The 16,692-nt window shown below is 68.2% G+C and carries 17 protein-coding genes and 1 tRNA gene; 10 read left to right on the top strand and 8 right to left on the bottom strand.

Annotated elements, in window-relative coordinates:
- Positions 1-22 precede the first annotated feature (22 nt).
- The 4 genes from ABSH63_RS00935 (at position 23) to ABSH63_RS00920 (ending at position 2,902) form a co-directional block, all read left to right on the top strand.
- Positions 23-96: transfer RNA gene (locus ABSH63_RS00935), tRNA-Gln, on the top strand.
- A 153-nt stretch (positions 97-249) separates the two neighbouring features.
- Positions 250-501, top strand: coding sequence for a hypothetical protein (locus ABSH63_RS00930; RefSeq protein ID WP_352886542.1), 252 nt, complete (start codon positions 250-252; stop codon positions 499-501).
- Between the two features lie 48 nt (positions 502-549).
- Positions 550-1,449, top strand: coding sequence for an AEC family transporter (locus tag ABSH63_RS00925; RefSeq protein WP_352886539.1), 900 nt, complete (start codon positions 550-552; stop codon positions 1,447-1,449).
- A 40-nt stretch (positions 1,450-1,489) separates the two neighbouring features.
- Entirely contained in the window at positions 1,490-2,902 is a 1,413-nt protein-coding gene (locus ABSH63_RS00920) for an FAD-binding oxidoreductase (RefSeq protein ID WP_352886537.1), read from the top strand.
- Between the two features lie 3 nt (positions 2,903-2,905).
- Here the strand turns inward: ABSH63_RS00920 and ABSH63_RS00915 are convergent, their stop codons facing one another.
- The gene (locus ABSH63_RS00915) at positions 2,906-4,450 is read right to left on the bottom strand and encodes a flavin-containing monooxygenase (protein WP_352886902.1); all 1,545 of its coding nucleotides are present in this window, start codon (positions 4,448-4,450) and stop codon (positions 2,906-2,908) included.
- A 27-nt stretch (positions 4,451-4,477) separates the two neighbouring features.
- Positions 4,478-5,344 (bottom strand): metal-dependent hydrolase, encoded by an 867-nt coding sequence (locus ABSH63_RS00910; RefSeq protein ID WP_352886534.1) that lies wholly within the window; start codon positions 5,342-5,344, stop codon positions 4,478-4,480.
- Positions 5,345-5,561: 217 nt separating this feature from the next.
- Between ABSH63_RS00910 and ABSH63_RS00905 the strand changes: the two genes are divergently transcribed.
- Positions 5,562-6,200, top strand: coding sequence for a TetR family transcriptional regulator (locus ABSH63_RS00905; RefSeq protein ID WP_352886531.1), 639 nt, complete (start codon positions 5,562-5,564; stop codon positions 6,198-6,200).
- Here the strand turns inward: ABSH63_RS00905 and rimO are convergent, their stop codons facing one another.
- Entirely contained in the window at positions 6,201-7,604 is a 1,404-nt protein-coding gene (gene rimO / locus ABSH63_RS00900; RefSeq protein ID WP_352886529.1) for a 30S ribosomal protein S12 methylthiotransferase RimO, read from the bottom strand.
- 128 nt (positions 7,605-7,732) lie between these two features.
- Here rimO and ABSH63_RS00895 point away from each other — a divergent pair, with 128 nt between their 5' ends.
- From ABSH63_RS00895 to ABSH63_RS00885, 3 genes are all read left to right on the top strand, one after another.
- The gene (locus tag ABSH63_RS00895; RefSeq protein ID WP_352886526.1) at positions 7,733-8,068 is read left to right on the top strand and encodes an arsenosugar biosynthesis-associated peroxidase-like protein; all 336 of its coding nucleotides are present in this window, start codon (positions 7,733-7,735) and stop codon (positions 8,066-8,068) included.
- Complete coding sequence (arsS, locus tag ABSH63_RS00890; protein WP_352886525.1) at positions 8,065-9,048, top strand: arsenosugar biosynthesis radical SAM (seleno)protein ArsS; 984 nt, start codon at positions 8,065-8,067, stop codon at positions 9,046-9,048. The genes ABSH63_RS00895 and arsS overlap by 4 nt, the downstream gene beginning before the upstream one ends.
- Positions 9,049-9,226: 178 nt before the next feature.
- Entirely contained in the window at positions 9,227-11,980 is a 2,754-nt protein-coding gene (locus tag ABSH63_RS00885) for a bifunctional diguanylate cyclase/phosphodiesterase (RefSeq protein ID WP_352886524.1), read from the top strand.
- On the opposite strand, the gene ABSH63_RS00880 is transcribed toward ABSH63_RS00885, so the two are convergent.
- From ABSH63_RS00880 to ABSH63_RS00865, 4 genes are all read right to left on the bottom strand, one after another.
- Entirely contained in the window at positions 11,981-12,553 is a 573-nt protein-coding gene (locus ABSH63_RS00880; RefSeq protein WP_352886521.1) for an acyl carrier protein phosphodiesterase, read from the bottom strand. It abuts the gene before it with no gap.
- On the bottom strand, positions 12,550-13,527 hold the full coding sequence (locus tag ABSH63_RS00875) for an enoyl-CoA hydratase/isomerase family protein (protein WP_352886518.1): 978 nt from the start codon (positions 13,525-13,527) through the stop codon (positions 12,550-12,552). The genes ABSH63_RS00880 and ABSH63_RS00875 overlap by 4 nt, the downstream gene beginning before the upstream one ends.
- 9 nt (positions 13,528-13,536) lie before the next feature.
- On the bottom strand, positions 13,537-14,085 hold the full coding sequence (locus tag ABSH63_RS00870; RefSeq protein WP_352886517.1) for a nuclear transport factor 2 family protein: 549 nt from the start codon (positions 14,083-14,085) through the stop codon (positions 13,537-13,539).
- Between the two features lie 80 nt (positions 14,086-14,165).
- Positions 14,166-15,200 (bottom strand): AraC family transcriptional regulator, encoded by a 1,035-nt coding sequence (locus ABSH63_RS00865; RefSeq protein ID WP_352886514.1) that lies wholly within the window; start codon positions 15,198-15,200, stop codon positions 14,166-14,168.
- 109 nt (positions 15,201-15,309) lie between these two features.
- Between ABSH63_RS00865 and ABSH63_RS00860 the strand changes: the two genes are divergently transcribed.
- Positions 15,310-15,591 carry a helix-turn-helix domain-containing protein gene (locus ABSH63_RS00860; protein ID WP_352886512.1) on the top strand — a complete coding sequence of 94 codons (282 nt, stop codon included), beginning with the start codon at positions 15,310-15,312 and terminating at the stop codon, positions 15,589-15,591.
- Positions 15,592-15,661: 70 nt separating this feature from the next.
- Positions 15,662-15,925 (top strand): hypothetical protein, encoded by a 264-nt coding sequence (locus tag ABSH63_RS00855; protein ID WP_352886510.1) that lies wholly within the window; start codon positions 15,662-15,664, stop codon positions 15,923-15,925.
- A 70-nt stretch (positions 15,926-15,995) separates the two neighbouring features.
- On the opposite strand, the gene ABSH63_RS00850 is transcribed toward ABSH63_RS00855, so the two are convergent.
- A complete protein-coding gene (locus ABSH63_RS00850) occupies positions 15,996-16,670 on the bottom strand; it encodes a nitroreductase (protein ID WP_352886509.1) in 675 nt (224 codons plus the stop codon).
- Positions 16,671-16,692: the final 22 nt, after the last annotated feature.

The following is a 16,692-nucleotide window of genomic DNA, read 5'->3' as shown; positions in this document are numbered from 1 at the left end:
CCGGAACCTCGGATCGGTTCATTGGGGGATCGTCTAATGGTAGGACTGCAGACTCTGACTCTGCCTATCTAGGTTCGAATCCTAGTCCCCCAGCCAATGCCGACCCCGGCGTCGCAAGGCGCCGCGGCCACGAAAAGCCCGCACCGCGCGGGCTTTTCCGTGTTCACTGTTCGGACGCGCATCGGGACGGAATCTTGCTTGCCTTGCCGGCGGGCTATCATCCGGTCGCGTCGCTCTTGCTACACCCCCATGGCCAAACCCAGAATCACCGCCTCGATGCTGCGCAAGCGTCCCCAGCCGCGGGACCCGGCGCAGCCGCCGGCGGATCAGCCCGAGGACGCCGCATCGGCGGTCTTCGATGCGCAGTCGGAGCATTCGCTGTCGATGGTCGATGACCCCTTGTTTCGCGCGCCGCAGTTCGGCATCAAGCCACGCCCCGCGACCCCGACCGTGCGGGTGCTACGGGCGTCCAAGCGACGCGTCGATCGCGAACGTCCCTGAGGCGTCGCGCGCGCTCGTGCGTGCGGGCTGGGCGTCGAGTCGTCCCCGATGGCCGCTTTTGCACTCCTGCTCGGTTGTCTGACGCTCGGCGTGCTGGTTGCGCGCCTTGCGCGCCCGCCGCTGGGGCTCGCCCAGGGGCTCAACTGGTGGGTGATCAACATCGCCCTGCCGGCATTGATCCTCGATGTGGTGCCACGACTGCGATTCGACGGTCAGTTCTGGTTCCTGGTGGTCTCGCAATGGCTGGTGTTCGCCGGTGCCTTCGTGCTGTTTCGCACGCTCGGCGCGCACCTGGGCTGGAGCCGCGGCCGCATCGGCGCGCTGACGCTGGTCTGCGGCCTCGGCAATACCTCGTTCATGGGTTATCCGCTGTTGGAGGCGCTGCGCGGTCGAGAGGGTCTCGCGCTCGGGGTCGTCGCCGACCAGCTCGGTTGCTTCGTCATGCTCGCCGTCGGCGGCACGCTGGTCGCGGCGCTGTACTCGGGCGCGCAGACCCATCCGCGCGCGATCGCACGGCGCGTGCTGTTGTTTCCGGCCTTCGTCGCGCTGCTGGCCGGCGTGCTCGTCGGCCGCTTCGGCGGCTGGCCGCTTCTGATCGAGGACATCCTGCACCGCATCGGTGGCACGCTGGTGCCGTTGGCGCTGTTCTCGGTGGGTCTGCGCCTACGTCTGCGTCTGGAACGCGGTCAGACGCTGCCGCTGCTGCTGGGGCTCGGCTGGAAACTGCTACTCGCACCGCTCGTGGTGCTGCTGCTGGGGTGGGCGGCCGGCGTCGGCGGCCTGACGCTGAGTATCGGCGTGCTGCAGGCGGCGATGGCGCCGATGATCTCGGCGGCGATCCTCGCCGACCAGCATCAACTCGACCCGTCGCTGGCCAACAGCGTGCTCGGCGCCGGCATCCTGCTGTCGCTGGCGACGGTGCCGCTATGGAGTCTGGTTCTCGTCTGACGCGCGCGCGAGCACGGTTGGTGCGATCATGGCGCGGCCCATGAGTGATCGCTTGCCCCAAACCCTTGCCCGCCTGCGCGCCGTCGTCGGCGACGGCGGCTGGATCGACGATCCTGCGGCGATGGCGCCGTTTCTCGAAGAGCAGCGTGGCCGCTATCGCGGCCGCGCGGCAGCGGTGGTCGCGCCCGCCAGCACCGACGAGGTCGCCCGTGTGCTGGCGCTGTGCAACGAGGCGCGGCTGGGCGTGGTGCCGCAGGGCGGCAACACCGGGCTATGCGGCGGCGCGGTGGCCGCCGAGGGGCAGATCATCCTGAGCCTGCGGCGCATGCGCCGCATCCGTGCGCTCGATGCGCGCAATCGTACGCTGACCGCCGAGGCCGGCTGCATCCTCGCCGACGTGCAGTCGGCCGCGGCCGCGGCCGGCCGGCTGTTCCCGCTGAGCCTGGCCGCCGAAGGCAGTTGCCAGATCGGCGGCAATTTGGCGACCAACGCCGGCGGCACCAATGCGCTGCGCTACGGCGTCGCGCGCGATCTGACGCTGGGCATCGAAGTCGTGCTCGCCGACGGCAGTGTCTGGGACGGACTGTCGACGCTCAAGAAGGACAACACCGGCTACGACCTGCGCGATCTGTTCATCGGCTCCGAAGGCACGCTGGGCGTGATCACCGCGGCGACGCTGCGCCTGTTCCCGCGGCCGGGGGATGTGCAGACCGCCCTGCTCGCGCTGGACGACGTCGATCGGGCGCTCGCCGTGCTCGACCGTCTGCAGGACGCCAGCGACGGGCGCGTCAACGCCTGCGAACTGATGGGCGCGATGAGCGTGGCGTTCGCCGTGCGCCATGTCGCCGGTTGCCGGGCCCCGTTCGCGACCTTGCCGCCGTGGCTGCTGCTGGTCGAGATCAGCGGCGGCCGTGCGGTCGATGAGCTGCGCCCGCTGTTCGAGGCCACGCTCGCCGAAGCGCTGCAGGCCGGCGAGATCGCCGACGCGGTGCTGGCCGAATCGCGCGCGCAGGCGCAGGCGTTCTGGCGTCTGCGCGAGAGTATTCCCGAGGCACAGAAATTCGAGGGCGGCAGCATCAAGCACGATGTCTCGGTGCCGGTCTCGGCAGTGCCGGCGTTCCTGCGCCGCGCCGGCGCGGCTGTCGAGGCCGCACTGCCGGGCGTGCGCGTCTGCCCGTTCGGCCATCTGGGCGACGGCAACATCCACTTCAACGTCTCACAGCCGATCGGCGCGGACCGTGCCGCGTTTCTCGCCGAATGGGAACGCTGCAACCGCATCGTGCACGACATCGTCGCCGAGCTCGGCGGATCGTTTTCCGCCGAGCATGGTATCGGCCGGCTCAAGCGCGACGCGCTGCGTCGCTACAAGTCCCCCGTCGCCGTCGAGGCGATGCGCCGGATCAAGCAGGCGCTCGATCCGAACGGCATCCTCAACCCGGGCGCGCTGCTGTAATCCCTACGCCGGCTGGCGCGCCGTGCTGGGGCGCGCGTTGCCCAGCGAGCGCGGCTTGCCGGCAGGCTTGAGGGTGTAGGCGAGCGGATCGAAGCGCCGGGTCGCGCGGCGGAACTGCCAGGTGAAGCCCGGCCACAGCGTGACGTTGCGGCCGCTGACCGGGTGCACGTACCAGCTCTTGCAGCCGCCGACGCTCCAGATCGCCTTCTGCAGCCGTTCTTGCAGGGATGCGTTGTAGGCCTTCTGCGCCGCCGGATGCACTTCCACCGAGCGCAGCCGGCGCCGGTCCATGATCTTCAGCGCATCGGCCACATAGGCGATCTGCGACTCGATCATGTAGACCATCGAGTTGTGGCCGAGTCCGGTGTTGGGCCCCATGATGAAGAACAGATTCGGGAAGCCGGCGACCGCCGCGCCCTTGTAGGCCTCGGGACCCTGCGGCCAGGCGTCCACCAGATCGCGACCGTCACGGCCGTAGACGACGCCGCGCGGGACTGGATCGGTGGCCTTGAAGCCCGTGCCGAAGATGATCGCGTCGACTTCGCGCTCGACGCCGTCGGTGTCGATCAGGCTGTGGGCGCGCACTTCGCGGATGCCGCTGGTGATGACCTCCACGTTCGGTTGCGTCAGCGCCGGGTAGTAGTCGTCGGAGATCAGCACGCGCTTGCAGCCCATGGTGTAATCGGGCGTGAGCTTGGCGCGCAGCACCGGATCCTCGACCTGGCGGCGGATGTGCGCCTCGGCCATCTTCTGCGCGAGCTTCATGATGCGCGGCTCTACGCTGAAGGCCAGCGCGCGGCTTTCGAGCATGCCGTAGATCGCCGCGCGCAGCGCGGTCTGCACGAAGGGCAGATTCTCGAACACGGTTTTCTCGGCCGCCGTGATCGCGCGGTCCGGCTTGGGCACGATCCACGGCGGCGTGCGCTGGTACAGGTCAAGGCGCGCGACCTTGGGCTGGATCTGCGGCACGAACTGGATCGCCGAAGCGCCGGTGCCGATCACGGCGACGCGCTTGCTGGTGAGGTCAAAGTCGTGGTCCCATTGCTGCGAGTGGAAGGTCTTGCCCTTGAAGTGCTCGATGCCCGGCACGTCCGGGTAGGCGGGCGTGGACAGCCCGCCCATGCCCGAGATGAGCACCTTGGCGGTGTGTTCGATGCCGTCGGCGTCGGTGATGCGCCATAGGGCTGCGTCCTCGTCCCAGCGTGCGCTGCGGATCTCGGTGTTGAAGCGCAGATGCGGCAGCACGCCGTATTTGCGCGCGCAGTGTTCGAGATAGGCCTTGATCTCCGGCTGCGGAGCGAACATGCGTGACCAGCGCGGATTCGGCTCGAACGAATACGAGTACAGATGCGACTGCACGTCGCAGGCGCAACCTGGGTAGTGGTTCACACGCCAGGTGCCGCCGACGCCGCCCTCTTTCTCGAAGACGACGAAGTCGTGCTCGCCCGACTGCTTGAGGCGGATCGCCATGCCCAGGCCGGAAAAGCCGCTGCCGATGATCGCCACGCGGTGCTGCGTCGGTCCGCGCGGCGCGGGGTTCTCGTACATGCCCATGTTCGTTCTGGCTCCGGTGGGTCAGGCGGCGGCGCGAAGCTCGCCCAGCGTGCCGTCGATCTGCTCAAGGAAGTGGCGGTTGTCGTGATCCCAGGGATGGAAGTCGCGACGAAAGTAGTCCAGATACGGCCTGAGCAGGCCCGGGAAGAACGGCACCTTGGTGAAGCTCTGCTGGAAGAAGTAGCGCCAGCCCTTGAGATCGGTGAGCTTGCCCTCGCGGCGGATCACCGCGAGATAGGCCGGAATCATGATCGACCAGAAGATCACCGTCGCCAGCACCATGCCCGCGCTGCGCTCCAAGTAGGCTGCGGTACCGCGGCCCATGACCGTGTCCCAGACATCGAAGGCCACGGCCTTGTGCTCGGTCTCCTCGAGCGCGTGCCAGCGCCACAGGCGTGCAAAGTGTGGCTCTGCGCCGTCGAGCAGGCGCTCATCGCCGAGCAGGCCATCGGCCATGATCGCGGTGAAGTGCTCCAGCGCGATGGTCGCGGACAGGCGCATGCGTGGCGGCAGCTTCTTGACGTTCTCCAGCAGGGCGAACACGAAGCGCTCGACCTGGGCCGCTTCCGGCACGCGTGCGAACAGCAGCGCGTTGTATTCCTCGTGCTCACGGCCGTGCATCGCCTCCTGGCCGATGAAGGCGGTCACCGCCTTCTGTAGCTCGGGGTCGGTGATCTGGTCGCGGTACTGACGCACCGCATCGATGAAGAAGCGCTCGCCGACCGGGAAGAAGATCGACAGCGTGTTCATGAACTGCGAGAGATGCACGCTGCCCTTGTTCCAGTCGGCGATGTGCTCGGCGGGCAGATCGAAACGGATGTCGCGGCGCGTCGGCAGCACGGGGGATTGCGCCTTGGCGGTGAGGTGCGTGACCTTGGACGGCTTCATCGGGAGTCTCCTATGCGGCTCGCCGGGAGGCGATGTGTACAATCGTCTACCGCTACGGTAGACGAGCGTCTACGACGATGTCAACGATTGATGTCATGGTTCCATTGTAATTTTCATCCATGCCACTGAAATGAAAAAGAATTCGGGGTCGGGTCGGGCCCGGCCGAAGGCGGGCCGAACGCCGCCGGAGGCGCCGCGCAGCGGACGCCAGAAGCTCATGGCCGCCGCCTTGCAGCTCGCCGCGACCACGCGCAGCCTGGCCTCGCTGGGCTTGCGCGAGGTGGCGCGGCAGGCCGGGCTGAACCCGAACACCTTCTATCGCCATTTCAAGAGCTTCGACGATCTGGGTCTCGCCGTGATCGAGGCGCTGGCCGGCGAATTGCGGCAGGGTCTGCGCGAGCGTCGGCGGCGGCCGATGGGGGATGCGCTGCGGCTCGACGACGTGCGCGATCCGTTGGAGCTGATGCGCCGCGCCGAGGCCATCGTCGAAGAATCGGTGGCGCTGGTGCTGGAGTTCGTCACCGAGCACCAACAGGCTTATGTCGTCGGCATCCGCGAGCTGCACGGCACCTCGCCGGTGCTGCGCGCTGCGCTGCGCACGGTGTTCGACGACCTGGCGCGCGACATGGCCGAGGACGTGCTGGAGATCGTGCCGCCGCAGTTCGTCGATGCCGATGCCGTTCACGGCATCGCCACCGTGGTGATCCGCGAGATGGCGTTCTACTCGCTGGACTATCTCGAACAGCCGCAGCGCCGTGAACAGATTCGCATCGAGGCGCAGCGCTTCATCCTGATGCTGCTGTGGGGCGCGATGGCGATGCGCATGCCGCAGGCGCTCAGGGCGCTCGCTCGCTGATCAGGCGAGTGTCGCGAACAGGTCGTAGTCGTCGGCGTCGACGACCTTCGCCTTCACCCGCTGGCCGGGCAGGATCTTGAGCTTGCCGGTTTTGCCGAGGCCCTTGACGTAGACCTTGCCGTCGATCTCCGGCGCATCCGCCCAGGAGCGGCCGACGCTGGCCGCATCCTCGTGAATCTCGTCAATCAGCACCTCGATGGTCTGCCCGATCTTCCTCCTCAACTTGGCGGCGCTGATGGCGGCCTGCTTCTGCATGAAGCGGTGGTAACGCTCCTGCTTGACCTCGTCCGGCACCGCGCCGGGCAGCTCGTTGGCCTTGGCGCCTTCGACCGGCGAGTACGTAAAGCAGCCGACGCGGTCGAGCTGTGCCTCGTCGAGCCAGTCGAGCAGCAACTGGAAATCCGCCTCGGTCTCACCGGGAAAGCCGACGATGAAGGTCGAGCGGATGGTCAGATCAGGGCAGATGCGGCGCCAGGCGGCGAGGCGCCTGAGCGCGTCCTCGGCCGCGGCCGGACGCTTCATCGCCTTGAGCACCGACTTCGAGGCGTGCTGGAACGGGATGTCGAGATAGGGCAAGAGCTTTCCCTCGGCCATCAGCGGAATGATGTCGTCGACGTGCGGGTAGGGGTAGACGTAGTGCAGCCGCACCCACGGACGCATGCCGTCCGTGCCGAGTTCGCCGAGGCCGCGGCACAGGTCGAACAGGCGCGTCGCGTACTCGGCGTCGCGCCAGCGGTCCGGCGCGTACTTCAGATCGGCGCCGTAGGCCGAGGTGTCCTGCGAGATCACCAGCAGCTCCTGCACGCCGGATCTCACCAGCTTCTGTGCCTCGCTGAGCACCTCACCGATTGGGCGCGAGGCGAGCCTGCCGCGCATGGTCGGGATGATGCAGAAGCTGCATTTGTGATTGCAGCCCTCGGAGATCTTCAGATACGCGTAGTGCCGGGGCGTGAGCTTGACGCCCTGCGGTGGCAGCAGGTCGAAGAACGGATCGTGCGCCGGCGGCACGGCGGCGTGCACGGCGTTCATCACGCTCGCGTAATCCTGCGGGCCGCTGATCGACAAGAGGTCCGGAAACTTTTCGCGGACGAGGCCGCTCTTGGGTCCGGCGCCGAGGCAGCCGGTGACGATGACCTTGCCGTTCTCGGCCAGGGCCTCGTCGATGGCCTCGAGCGATTCTTCGACCGCGGCATCGATGAAGCCGCAGGTGTTGACGATGACCACGTCGGCCGCGGCGTAGCTCGGTACGGTCTCGTAGCCCTCGGCGCGCAACTGGGTGAGGATGCGCTCGGAATCGACCAGGGCCTTGGGACAGCCCAGTGAAACGAAGCCGACCTTGGGCGCGGCCTTGGCCGCGCGCGGCTTGCGGGGACGCTCGGCTGCGGAGGAACGGGTCGCGGCCATGGTAGACGGCTCGGGGCCGATCGAGAACGGGCGCGCATTGTAGCGGCTCGGATGCTCGCGGCATCCGTTCGGCGATGAACGGACGTACGGTGCTAGGCTGATCCGACCCGAGAGCGGAGTACCCCGCGATGAGCAGCTACTACGAATCCGAAGACCTCAAGAAGTTCGGCGATATCGGCCGCCACGCTGGGCCGCTGGCCGAGCAGTTTTTCAAATACTACGGTCAGGTCACCGGTGCCGACGGCGCGCTGACCCGGCGCGAGAAGGCGCTGATCGCGTTGGCGATCGCGCATGCCGAAAAATGCCCGTACTGCATCGACGCCTACACCACCGCCTGCCTCGAAGCCGGCGCCAATCCCGAGCAGATGATGGAGGCGGTGCACGTGGCGGCGACGATGAAGGCCGGCATCACGCTCGCCCACGCGATCCAGATGAATAACCATCTCGACAAGCTGGTGCTGTGAGCGATCGCTTCTCCACGGAGCTTGAGCGGCGCGGCATCGCGCTGCCGCCGCGCCGCATCGACACCTTGCAGCTCAACATCACCCGGCGCTGCAATCAGGCTTGCCGGCACTGTCATGTCGACGCCTCGCCGGCGCGTACCGAGATGCTGTCGGCCGAGGGCATCGCCGCCTGTCTCGATGTGCTCGAACGTCACCCGCAGATCGGCACGCTGGATCTGACCGGCGGCGCGCCGGAGCTGCATCCGCAGTTCGTCACGCTGGTCGAGCGCGCGCGAGCGCTCGGCCGGCGCGTGATCGTGCGTCACAACCTCACGGTGCAGTTCGACGGCGATCCGGCGACCAAGCAGCCGATGGATCATCTGCCGGCGTTTTTTGCCCGGCAGCGCGTCGAGGTGGTGTCGTCGCTGCCCTATTACCAGCCCTATTTCACCGATGCGCAGCGTGGCAGCGGGGTGTTCGCCAAGAGCATCGAGGCGCTGAAGCGACTCAACGCGGTGGGCTACGGCATCCCCGGCAGCGGCCTGGTGCTGAATCTGGTCTACAACCCGGTGGGGCCGTATCTGCCGGCGCCGCAGGCGAGCCTGGAGGCGGATTACCGCAAGGCGCTCGCACAGCAGTTCGGTGTGTACTTCAACGCCCTGTTCACGATCACCAACATGCCGATCCACCGCTTCCGCCTGCATCTCGAAAAGAGCGGGCAATACGCGGCCTACATGGACAAGCTGCTCGCCGCGTTCAATCCGGCGGCCGCCGAAAACGTCATGTGCCGCGATCTGATCAGCGTCGATCATCAGGGCCGGCTCTACGACTGCGACTTCAACCAGCAGCTCGGCCTTTACCTGCAACGCGAAGACGGCAGCGCGGAAACCATCTTCGATTTCGACGCCGAGCGCCTGCTGCGCCGGCGCATCCGTCTCGGCGATCACTGCCTCGGCTGCAGCGCCGGCGCCGGCTCCTCCTGCGGCGGCGCCACTGCGTAAGGGCGAGCGCGTCCGGCGCGACCGCTGATCGGCGCACCGCGACCGCCCGTTCCCGCAGGGCTGCGGTCCCGCCGTGCGGCGGCCGATGCAGCATGCGGTACGCCCCAATCCAGGACGCCATGGACACCGCCATGCGCTCGGCACGGAACAACTCGACGGCAGCACGGGCGGCGCGTTGATGCAGCGCAAGCTCCGCACCGTGCTGCGCGATGCCGCGCTCTGTCTGCTGGTTCTGGCCATCGCCGTGGTCGCGGCGGACCAGGTACGTCGCTTCGAGCAGCGTCGCGACCAGGCGCATTTCCAGCACGAGAGTCTGCGGCTGCAGGCGCAGTTGCGCGATCGCCTGCTGGCCTACGAGCAGGTGCTGAGCGCCGGCGCCAGCTTTCTCGCCGTGTCTGAGGCGGTCGGACGCGAGGACTGGCAGCGTTTCATGCGCGGATTCGACATCCCGCGACAGTTTCCCGGCCTGGACGCCGTGGCCTATGCCGACTGGTTGCCGGCGCACGCGGTTGCGGCGTACGTGGCGCGCCAGCGCGCCGCGACGCCCGATTTCACCGTCTGGCCGTCGGGATCCGGCGCGCAGAGCGCCATCGTCAGGCTGATCGCGCCCGTCGACGAGGCGCGTAGGCGGGTCTTTGGTTACGACCTGTACACGAGTCCGCTGCGTGCCGAGGCGATGCAGCGCGCCCGCGACGAGGGTCGCGCTGTGATGAGCGGTCGCGTGGTGCTCGCCAGCGCGCTGCCGGGCGACCGCACGCCGTCGGTGCTGCTGTTCGTGCCGGTCTACGCCGGAGGCGCAGTGCCGCCCACCGTGACCGAGCGCCGGTCGTCACTGGTCGGCTTCGTCTACGCGGCGATCCGCATGCCCGATCTGATCGGCGGGCTGAGCGATGTGCGCACGCCCGGCCTGCATCTGTACCTGACCGAAGGCGACGGCACGAAGCTGCATGGAGACGCGCCGCCAGAGCAGGTGGTGTTCCGCGAGACGCAGGACTTCGAGGTTTACGGGCGTGTGTGGACGTTCGGACTTGCGGCCGACCGCCACGTCGGCCCGCATCGCCGCTCGGCGGCTCCGTATGTCTTCGGCGGCGTGCTGCTGCTGAGCCTGATGCTGTGGTGGGTGCGGCGCACCTCCGGTCAATCCGAAGCCCGCGCGCAAGTACTCGCGCGGCAGATGACCGAGGCGCTGCGCGCGTCCGAGGCCGCGCACCGCGCGATCGTGGAGAGCAGTATCGAGGGCATCCTCACGATCGACCCGCACGGCACCGTGCTCAGCTTCAACCGTGCGGCCGAGCGCATGTTCGGCTATCGCGCCGACGAGGTCATCGGGCGCAACGTCTCGATGCTGATGCCCGAGCGCTTCCGTGCGCGTCACGACGCGCTGGTCGCCAACTTCCAGCGCGGCGGCAGTCGCAACATCGTCGGCCTGCGTCGCGAGGTCATCGGCCTGCGCCGCGACGGCGAGGAGTTCCCGATGTCGCTGGCGATCAGCGTCGTCGAGGACGAGAGCCCGGTGCAGCGCCTGGTCGGCGTCATCGCCGACATCACCGAGAGCAAGCGCCAGGAACAGCGCATCCGCAGGCTTGCCGACCACGACGCGCTCACGCAACTGCCGAACCGCTCGCTGCTGCAGGACCGGCTCGACGTGGCGATCACGCAGGCCGCGCGTGAGCGCCGCATGATCGGCGTGATGATGATCGATCTCGACCAGTTCAAGCGCATCAACGACTCGCTCGGGCACGAGATCGGCGATCGCGTGCTGCTGATGGTCGCCGCGCGGCTGTGCAGCCGCGTGCGCGACTGCGACACCGTCGCGCGCATGGGCGGTGACGAGTTCGTCGTGCTGGTCGACGGCGTGACCGACGGCGATGCGATCGCACGCATTGCCGGCAGCATCCTCGCCGCCTTCGAGACGCCGATGCTGATCGACGGTCACGAGCTGCACGTCGGCGCCAGCGTGGGCGTGAGCTGCTATCCGAACGACGGCGACGATGTCGCGACGCTGCTGCGCAATGCCGACGCGGCGATGTACGACGCCAAGGCCTCGGGGCGCGGGCACTACCGCATGTTCAGCGCCGAGATGATGCGCCGCGCGCGCCACAAGCTCGAGCTCGAAGGGGCGATCCGCAAGGCGCTCGCCGGCGGGCAGTTCGTGATGCACTACGAGCCGCTGATGTGCCTGCGCACCGGCGATCTGCTCGGTGCCGAAGCGCTGATCCGCTGGCAGCATCCGGAACGCGGCATGATCTCGCCGGCCGAGTTCATTCCGGTGGCCGAGGAAACCGGCCAGATCGTCGCGATCGGCGAATGGACGCTGCGATCCGCCTGCGCCGAGGCGCGCCAGATACAGTTGCGCCTCGGTCAGCCGCTGTCGGTTTCCGTGAACCTGTCGCCGCGCCAGTTCGCACGGCCCGACATCGCCGCGATGGTCGAGTCGGCCTGCGCCGACGGCGGCCTCGATCCGCAGTTCCTGGTGCTGGAAATCACCGAGGGCACGCTGCTCAAGCCGTCCGAGCAGATCCTGAACACGCTCGATCGGCTGCGCGCGCTCGGCGTGCGCGTCGCGGTCGATGATTTCGGCACCGGCTATTCGAGTCTGGCCTACATCACGCGCTTTCCGATCGATCTGCTGAAGATCGACGGCAGCTTCGTGCGCGACCTCATCGACGATCCGGCCGATGCCGCGATCGTCAACGCGATCATCGCGATGGCGCACAGTCTCGGCATCGGTGTCGTCGCCGAGGGCGTGGAGACGGCGGAGCAGCTTGCGGTGCTGCGTGAACGCGGTTGCGATGCGGCACAAGGCTACTTCTTCGGCAGGGGCGCACCGGCCGCGCAGTTCGCGGCGCAGCGCCAGGACTTCTCGCAGTCGCGCACGGCACCGCAGCCGGCGCGGCTTATCGCGGCGGTGGACGCGGACGCGCTGTTCTGATCAGCTGCGCGTCGCCGCGTCGGCCACCTCACTGAGCAGCCGCGGCAGATGCGCGCGCAGCGCCGGCAGCCGTGCCTGCCATGACGCAGCCGTGCTCAGCAGTGCCTCGGGGCGGCGCAGCCGCGCGGCGACGCGCGCGAGCGCACGCTCGATGCCCTCGGCATGCGCATACGAGAGCAGCAGGCGCGTGAAGGCGTCGGCGTCGGTCGCGCGGCCGCCGGCGCGGATGAACCAGTTGGACGCGGAGGCGATCTGCACCGCGGCATGTGCGCAGAAGGCGTCGAGCGGCTGCGTGTGGTGCTGCGCCCAGTCGAGTGCGAGCGCATGGTCGAGGGCGAGGTCGAGCACGATGCCGGCGTAGCGACGCTGGCCGTCGGCGAAGCCGGCGCGCATCTGCACGATGAGCGGGTGGCGGTCGGTCGCCGCATCGACGCGACGGTGCAGGCGGATGCCCTGCGCGAGCGCCTCGGGATAGGCCGACAGGTCGGTGCCACGAACCACGTCGCCGAGCACGGCGCCGGCGAGTGAGGTGCCGGTGCGATCGGCCAGCCACAGGTGGGCGAGAAAGTTCAAGCGCCGACGACCGCGTCCACGAGGCCCCATTCCAGGGCCGTCTGCGCGCCGATGCGCTGGCCGCTGAGCACCAACCAGGCGGTGCGCTCCCGGCCGATGCGGCGCGAGATGCTGACGCAGCCGCCGGCACCCGGAATCAGGCCGTACTTGAGTTCGGGCAACTGGAACCAGGCGTCCGCGCGCGCCTCGATGCGGCCGGCGAAGGCCGGAAACTCGATGCCGCTGCCGACGCAGGCGCCATGGACCTCGACCGTCGCGCGTTCGGCGCAGCGCGCCAGCAGCCGGCCCGGCAGCGCGAGACTGCGCACCGCGTGTGCGGTGGCGCTGTCGGGCGTGCTGCCGAACTCGGCCAGATCGCCGCCGGTGGAGAAGCACTTGCCGCGTGCGCGGATACGCAGCCGCGCGATGCCGTCGTCGCAGACGGCCAGCTGCAGCGCCTCGCACAAGGCGTCGCGCATCTCCACGCTCATCGCGTTGCGATTCGAGGGGCGGTTCAGCGTCAGCGTCAGGCATTCGTTCTCGCGCTCGATGACGACGGCCGGGCCGCTGTCGCAATCTGCCGGCGGCGGCGCGCGATAGCTGGCCAGCCAGTCGCGGAACTCGCGCCCGCCCTGCAGCGTGGCGTAGGCCAGCGATTCGACGACGAGCGCGGCGTCCAGCGGCAGATGCTCGATGGTGCGCAGCACCTGCACCAGCACCGTCGCCGCCAGCGGCGCGCGCCGAATCGACGCGGTGATCGCACGCAACTCGCGTTCGCTGCCAGCAACGACGTCGCAGGCGTGCGCGCTGGCCTCGGGACTCACCGCGATGACCGGGCAAGGGCGCGTGCGCAGCCACTCGGTCAGCGCGATATCACCGTCCAGGCCGCGCGCATCGCACAAGAGATAGGGCGTCTCGGCGAGTGGATGATGCGCGTCGTCGCCGGCACCGCGCAGCGCCCGCAGGGCATCGACTCCGAGCACCTCGTCGTTCATGCGCGCATGCTAACGCTCGCCGCGCTTGAGCATCGTGAAGAAGGCATACGAAGGATCGTCCGGCCCCGGCTTGCCGATGTGCGCGCCGGCGAGGAACGGATGATCGAGCTTCACCGCCGAGGGCGTGGCCGGATATGCCCAGTCGGCGACGATCGCGCGGTGGCTGAATTTCCAGACGCCGTTGCGCTTCTCGTACTTGTCGAAGTAGCGGCCGCCGATCAGCACGTCGTAGCCTTGGGCGCCGTCTTTGACCTTGTGGAAGGCGAGGATGTAGACCTCGCCCTCGGCGCGGTCGCCGTCGAGCTTGAGATTCACCGTCGTGACGTTGTGATGCAGGATCGCCATGCCGGCCTGGATCTCGGGCAGCTTGTCGATGAACTCCATCGCCGATCCCTTGGCGAAATGACCGTGATCGTCGATCGCATCCTCGTGGTAGAGCGCGCGCATCTTGACGTGGTCGTGGCGGTCTGCGGCGTTGCAGTAGGCCATGATCAGCTCGTGGATCGCCTGTTTGTCGAGCAGCTCGTCGAGCTGCTGCTCGCGCGTCTTCGTCGTCATGGCTGCGTCCCGTTCGTGGTGCACAGCGCAGTGTCCGCGTACGCGTGCCGGCGCGGTTCGTCCGAACGTATGAAGCCGCCTCAGGCCGGGCTTGCGTGGGCGCGCGCCTGCGTCAGCAGTCGCCGCTGGGCGCCAGGTGCCTGGCGGTACCAGCGCCGGCAGGCGCGCGAGAAGGTGCTTTGCTCGCTGTAGCCGAGCAGGCCGGCGACGTGGGCGAGCGGAATGCGACGGTCGGCCAGCAGTTCGAGCGCGCGCTCGCGGCGGATGCGGTCGAGCATATCCTCGAACACCAGGCCCGCCTGCGCCAAGTGCCGCTGCAGCGTGCGCTCGTGCATCGACATCTGTGCGGCGACGCTGGCCAGGCGGCAATTGCCCGAGGGCAGCATGCGCGCGATCAGCTCGGCGACCTGACGCTCGATCGACAGCGGCTGGCGGTCGATCATCGGCTGCAGGTACTCGTCGATCGCGCGGCGCATGATTGGCGCGACGATCTCCAACGGTTGTTGCAGCTCGCACTGGGTCAGTTCGATCGCATTGACCTCGGCGCCGAAGCGCGGCACCACGCCGAAGTGGCGGCGATAGACATCGGCCGGCTTGTTCGGCTCGTGCCGGAACAGGACCGCGCGTGGCCGGTAGGACGGACCGATCAGCAAGCCGAGCACGGCGTGCATGAAGGCCAGCGAGAACTCCGTCTTTTGCACGCGATGCGGCACGCCGGGCACGCCCTGCAGCACGTCGTATTCGAAACGCACCGGCCCGGCCGGCGGCTCGACCAGGCGCAGCGTCGTCGACGGGCTGTAGGTGTGCAGGTTGCGCGTGAGCGTGCGCAAGGCGGCGCCAACGGTAGTGCAGTTGGTGACCAGCAAGGCCAGCGGACCGAGCTTGTCCAGGCTCTGGTAGCCGGCGAGGCGCAGGCCGAGATCGGCGCAGTCCAGCTCTGCGGCCGTCGCTTCCATCATGCGCACCACGTTGTGGTACGGCACGAACTCGTGTGCCGATTCGACCGAGACGCCCTCCAGATGGAAGCGGCGGAGGATGGAGGCCGGGTCGCCGCCGAGTTTGGCGGCAAGGTCGGGAAAGCCGGCCAGTACCGAGGCGCGGATCAGGTCTGCCATACATCAAATGCTAAAAGTCTGTCGCCAAATGTCAATTCACGGGTGGGCCGCGCGCCGATACTCGATGCGGTACGCCGGCGCCAGACCGGCACTGGAAGGAGAGATCGACATGGATGCTTTGATCGACGCGCCGCTGCGCGGTGCGGCCTCGTCGACGCCGCCGACGGCGGCGCATGCGGTGCTCGGCCCGGACGAGCTGACGGCGGGGGAACTGCGCGTTCTGCGCCTGCTGGTCGGCGGCGCGACCAACCGCGAGATCGCCAGTTGCGCCGAGATCTCGGAAAACACCGTCAAGTTCCACCTGAAGAACGTCTACGGCAAGCTCGGCGTGTCCTCGCGCGCCGCCGCCGTGTTCGCTGCCGTGCAGCGCGGCTTGGTCGCATCGGCCTGAGGGGCTGCAGCGCGACTGCGGATGCACTACTCTGGTGCGGCATTCATCCCACCGCACAAGGAGTCTGCGTATGAAGCACCAGAGCGTGATGCTCGCTGCCCTGCTGGGCGCCTCGGTGATGGTCGCTGCCTGCAAGAAGGAAGAGCCGACGCCGGTCGAAAAAGCGGTCGAGAGCACCCAAGATGCGCTCGACATGCGCGAGAACGAGGCCGCCAAGGACGCCGTCGAGGACTTGCAGTCCGCCGGCGAGAACGCCGCCGAAGCCATCGAGGAGAAGGCCGAGGAGATGGGCGAGGCGATGAAAGAAAGCACCGAGGAAGAACCGGCGCACTGATCGCGAGCAGCTCGCGTTTGCAACACGAAGGCGGCCTGCGGGCCGCCTTCGTCGTTGCAAACGGCGCTCTTCAATCGAAGCCGACGAAGCGGGCGAACGCCTCCACTGGCAGTCGCTGCGAGCGCAGCCGGTTCACGGGCGCCTCGGGATCGGCGTAGCCGATCGACATGCCGCAGAACAGCATCAGCTCGGGCGGTACCTGCAGCACCGAGCCGACGGTCTTGGGGTAGACGCTCCAGCACTCCTGCGCGCAACTGTCGAGGCCGCGCTCGCGCAAGAGCAGCATCAGCGTCTGCAGATACATGCCCAGGTCCGACCACTGCGGCGGCCCCATGCGCCGGTCGATGTAACAGAACAGCGCGGCCGGCGCGCCGAAGAACTCGTAGTTGCGGGCGAACTGCTGCAGGCGGCCGAGCTTGTCCTCGCGGGTGACGCCGAGCGCTGCGTACATCTGCTCGCCGATCTCGAAACGCGCCGTGCGGTGCGGTTCCCACAGCTTTGGTGGGTAGATCGCGTACTCGGGCCGTTCATCCGGATCGGCCTTGCGCAGGCGTTCCAGCACACGCTCGGAGATCTGCTTGAGCGGCGCGCCGCCGACCGCGACGATGTGCCAGGGCTGCAGGTTGCCGCCGGACGGTGCGCGCGCGGCGAGCGCGATCACCTCGCGCAGCAGCGAGGCGGGGACCGGGCGGTCGAGAAAGGCGCGCACGCTGCGGCGCGTTAGTACGGCTTCGGTGACATCCATGTGGCGGGATTCGCTGTCGGCG

Origin of the sequence: Sinimarinibacterium thermocellulolyticum (assembly GCF_040327995.1) — a bacterium.
GTDB classification, from domain to species: domain Bacteria; phylum Pseudomonadota; class Gammaproteobacteria; order Nevskiales; family Nevskiaceae; genus Solimonas; species Solimonas thermocellulolyticum.
Note: the sequence above shows the minus strand (reverse complement) of the source record. Positions and strands in the feature narration are given on the sequence as shown.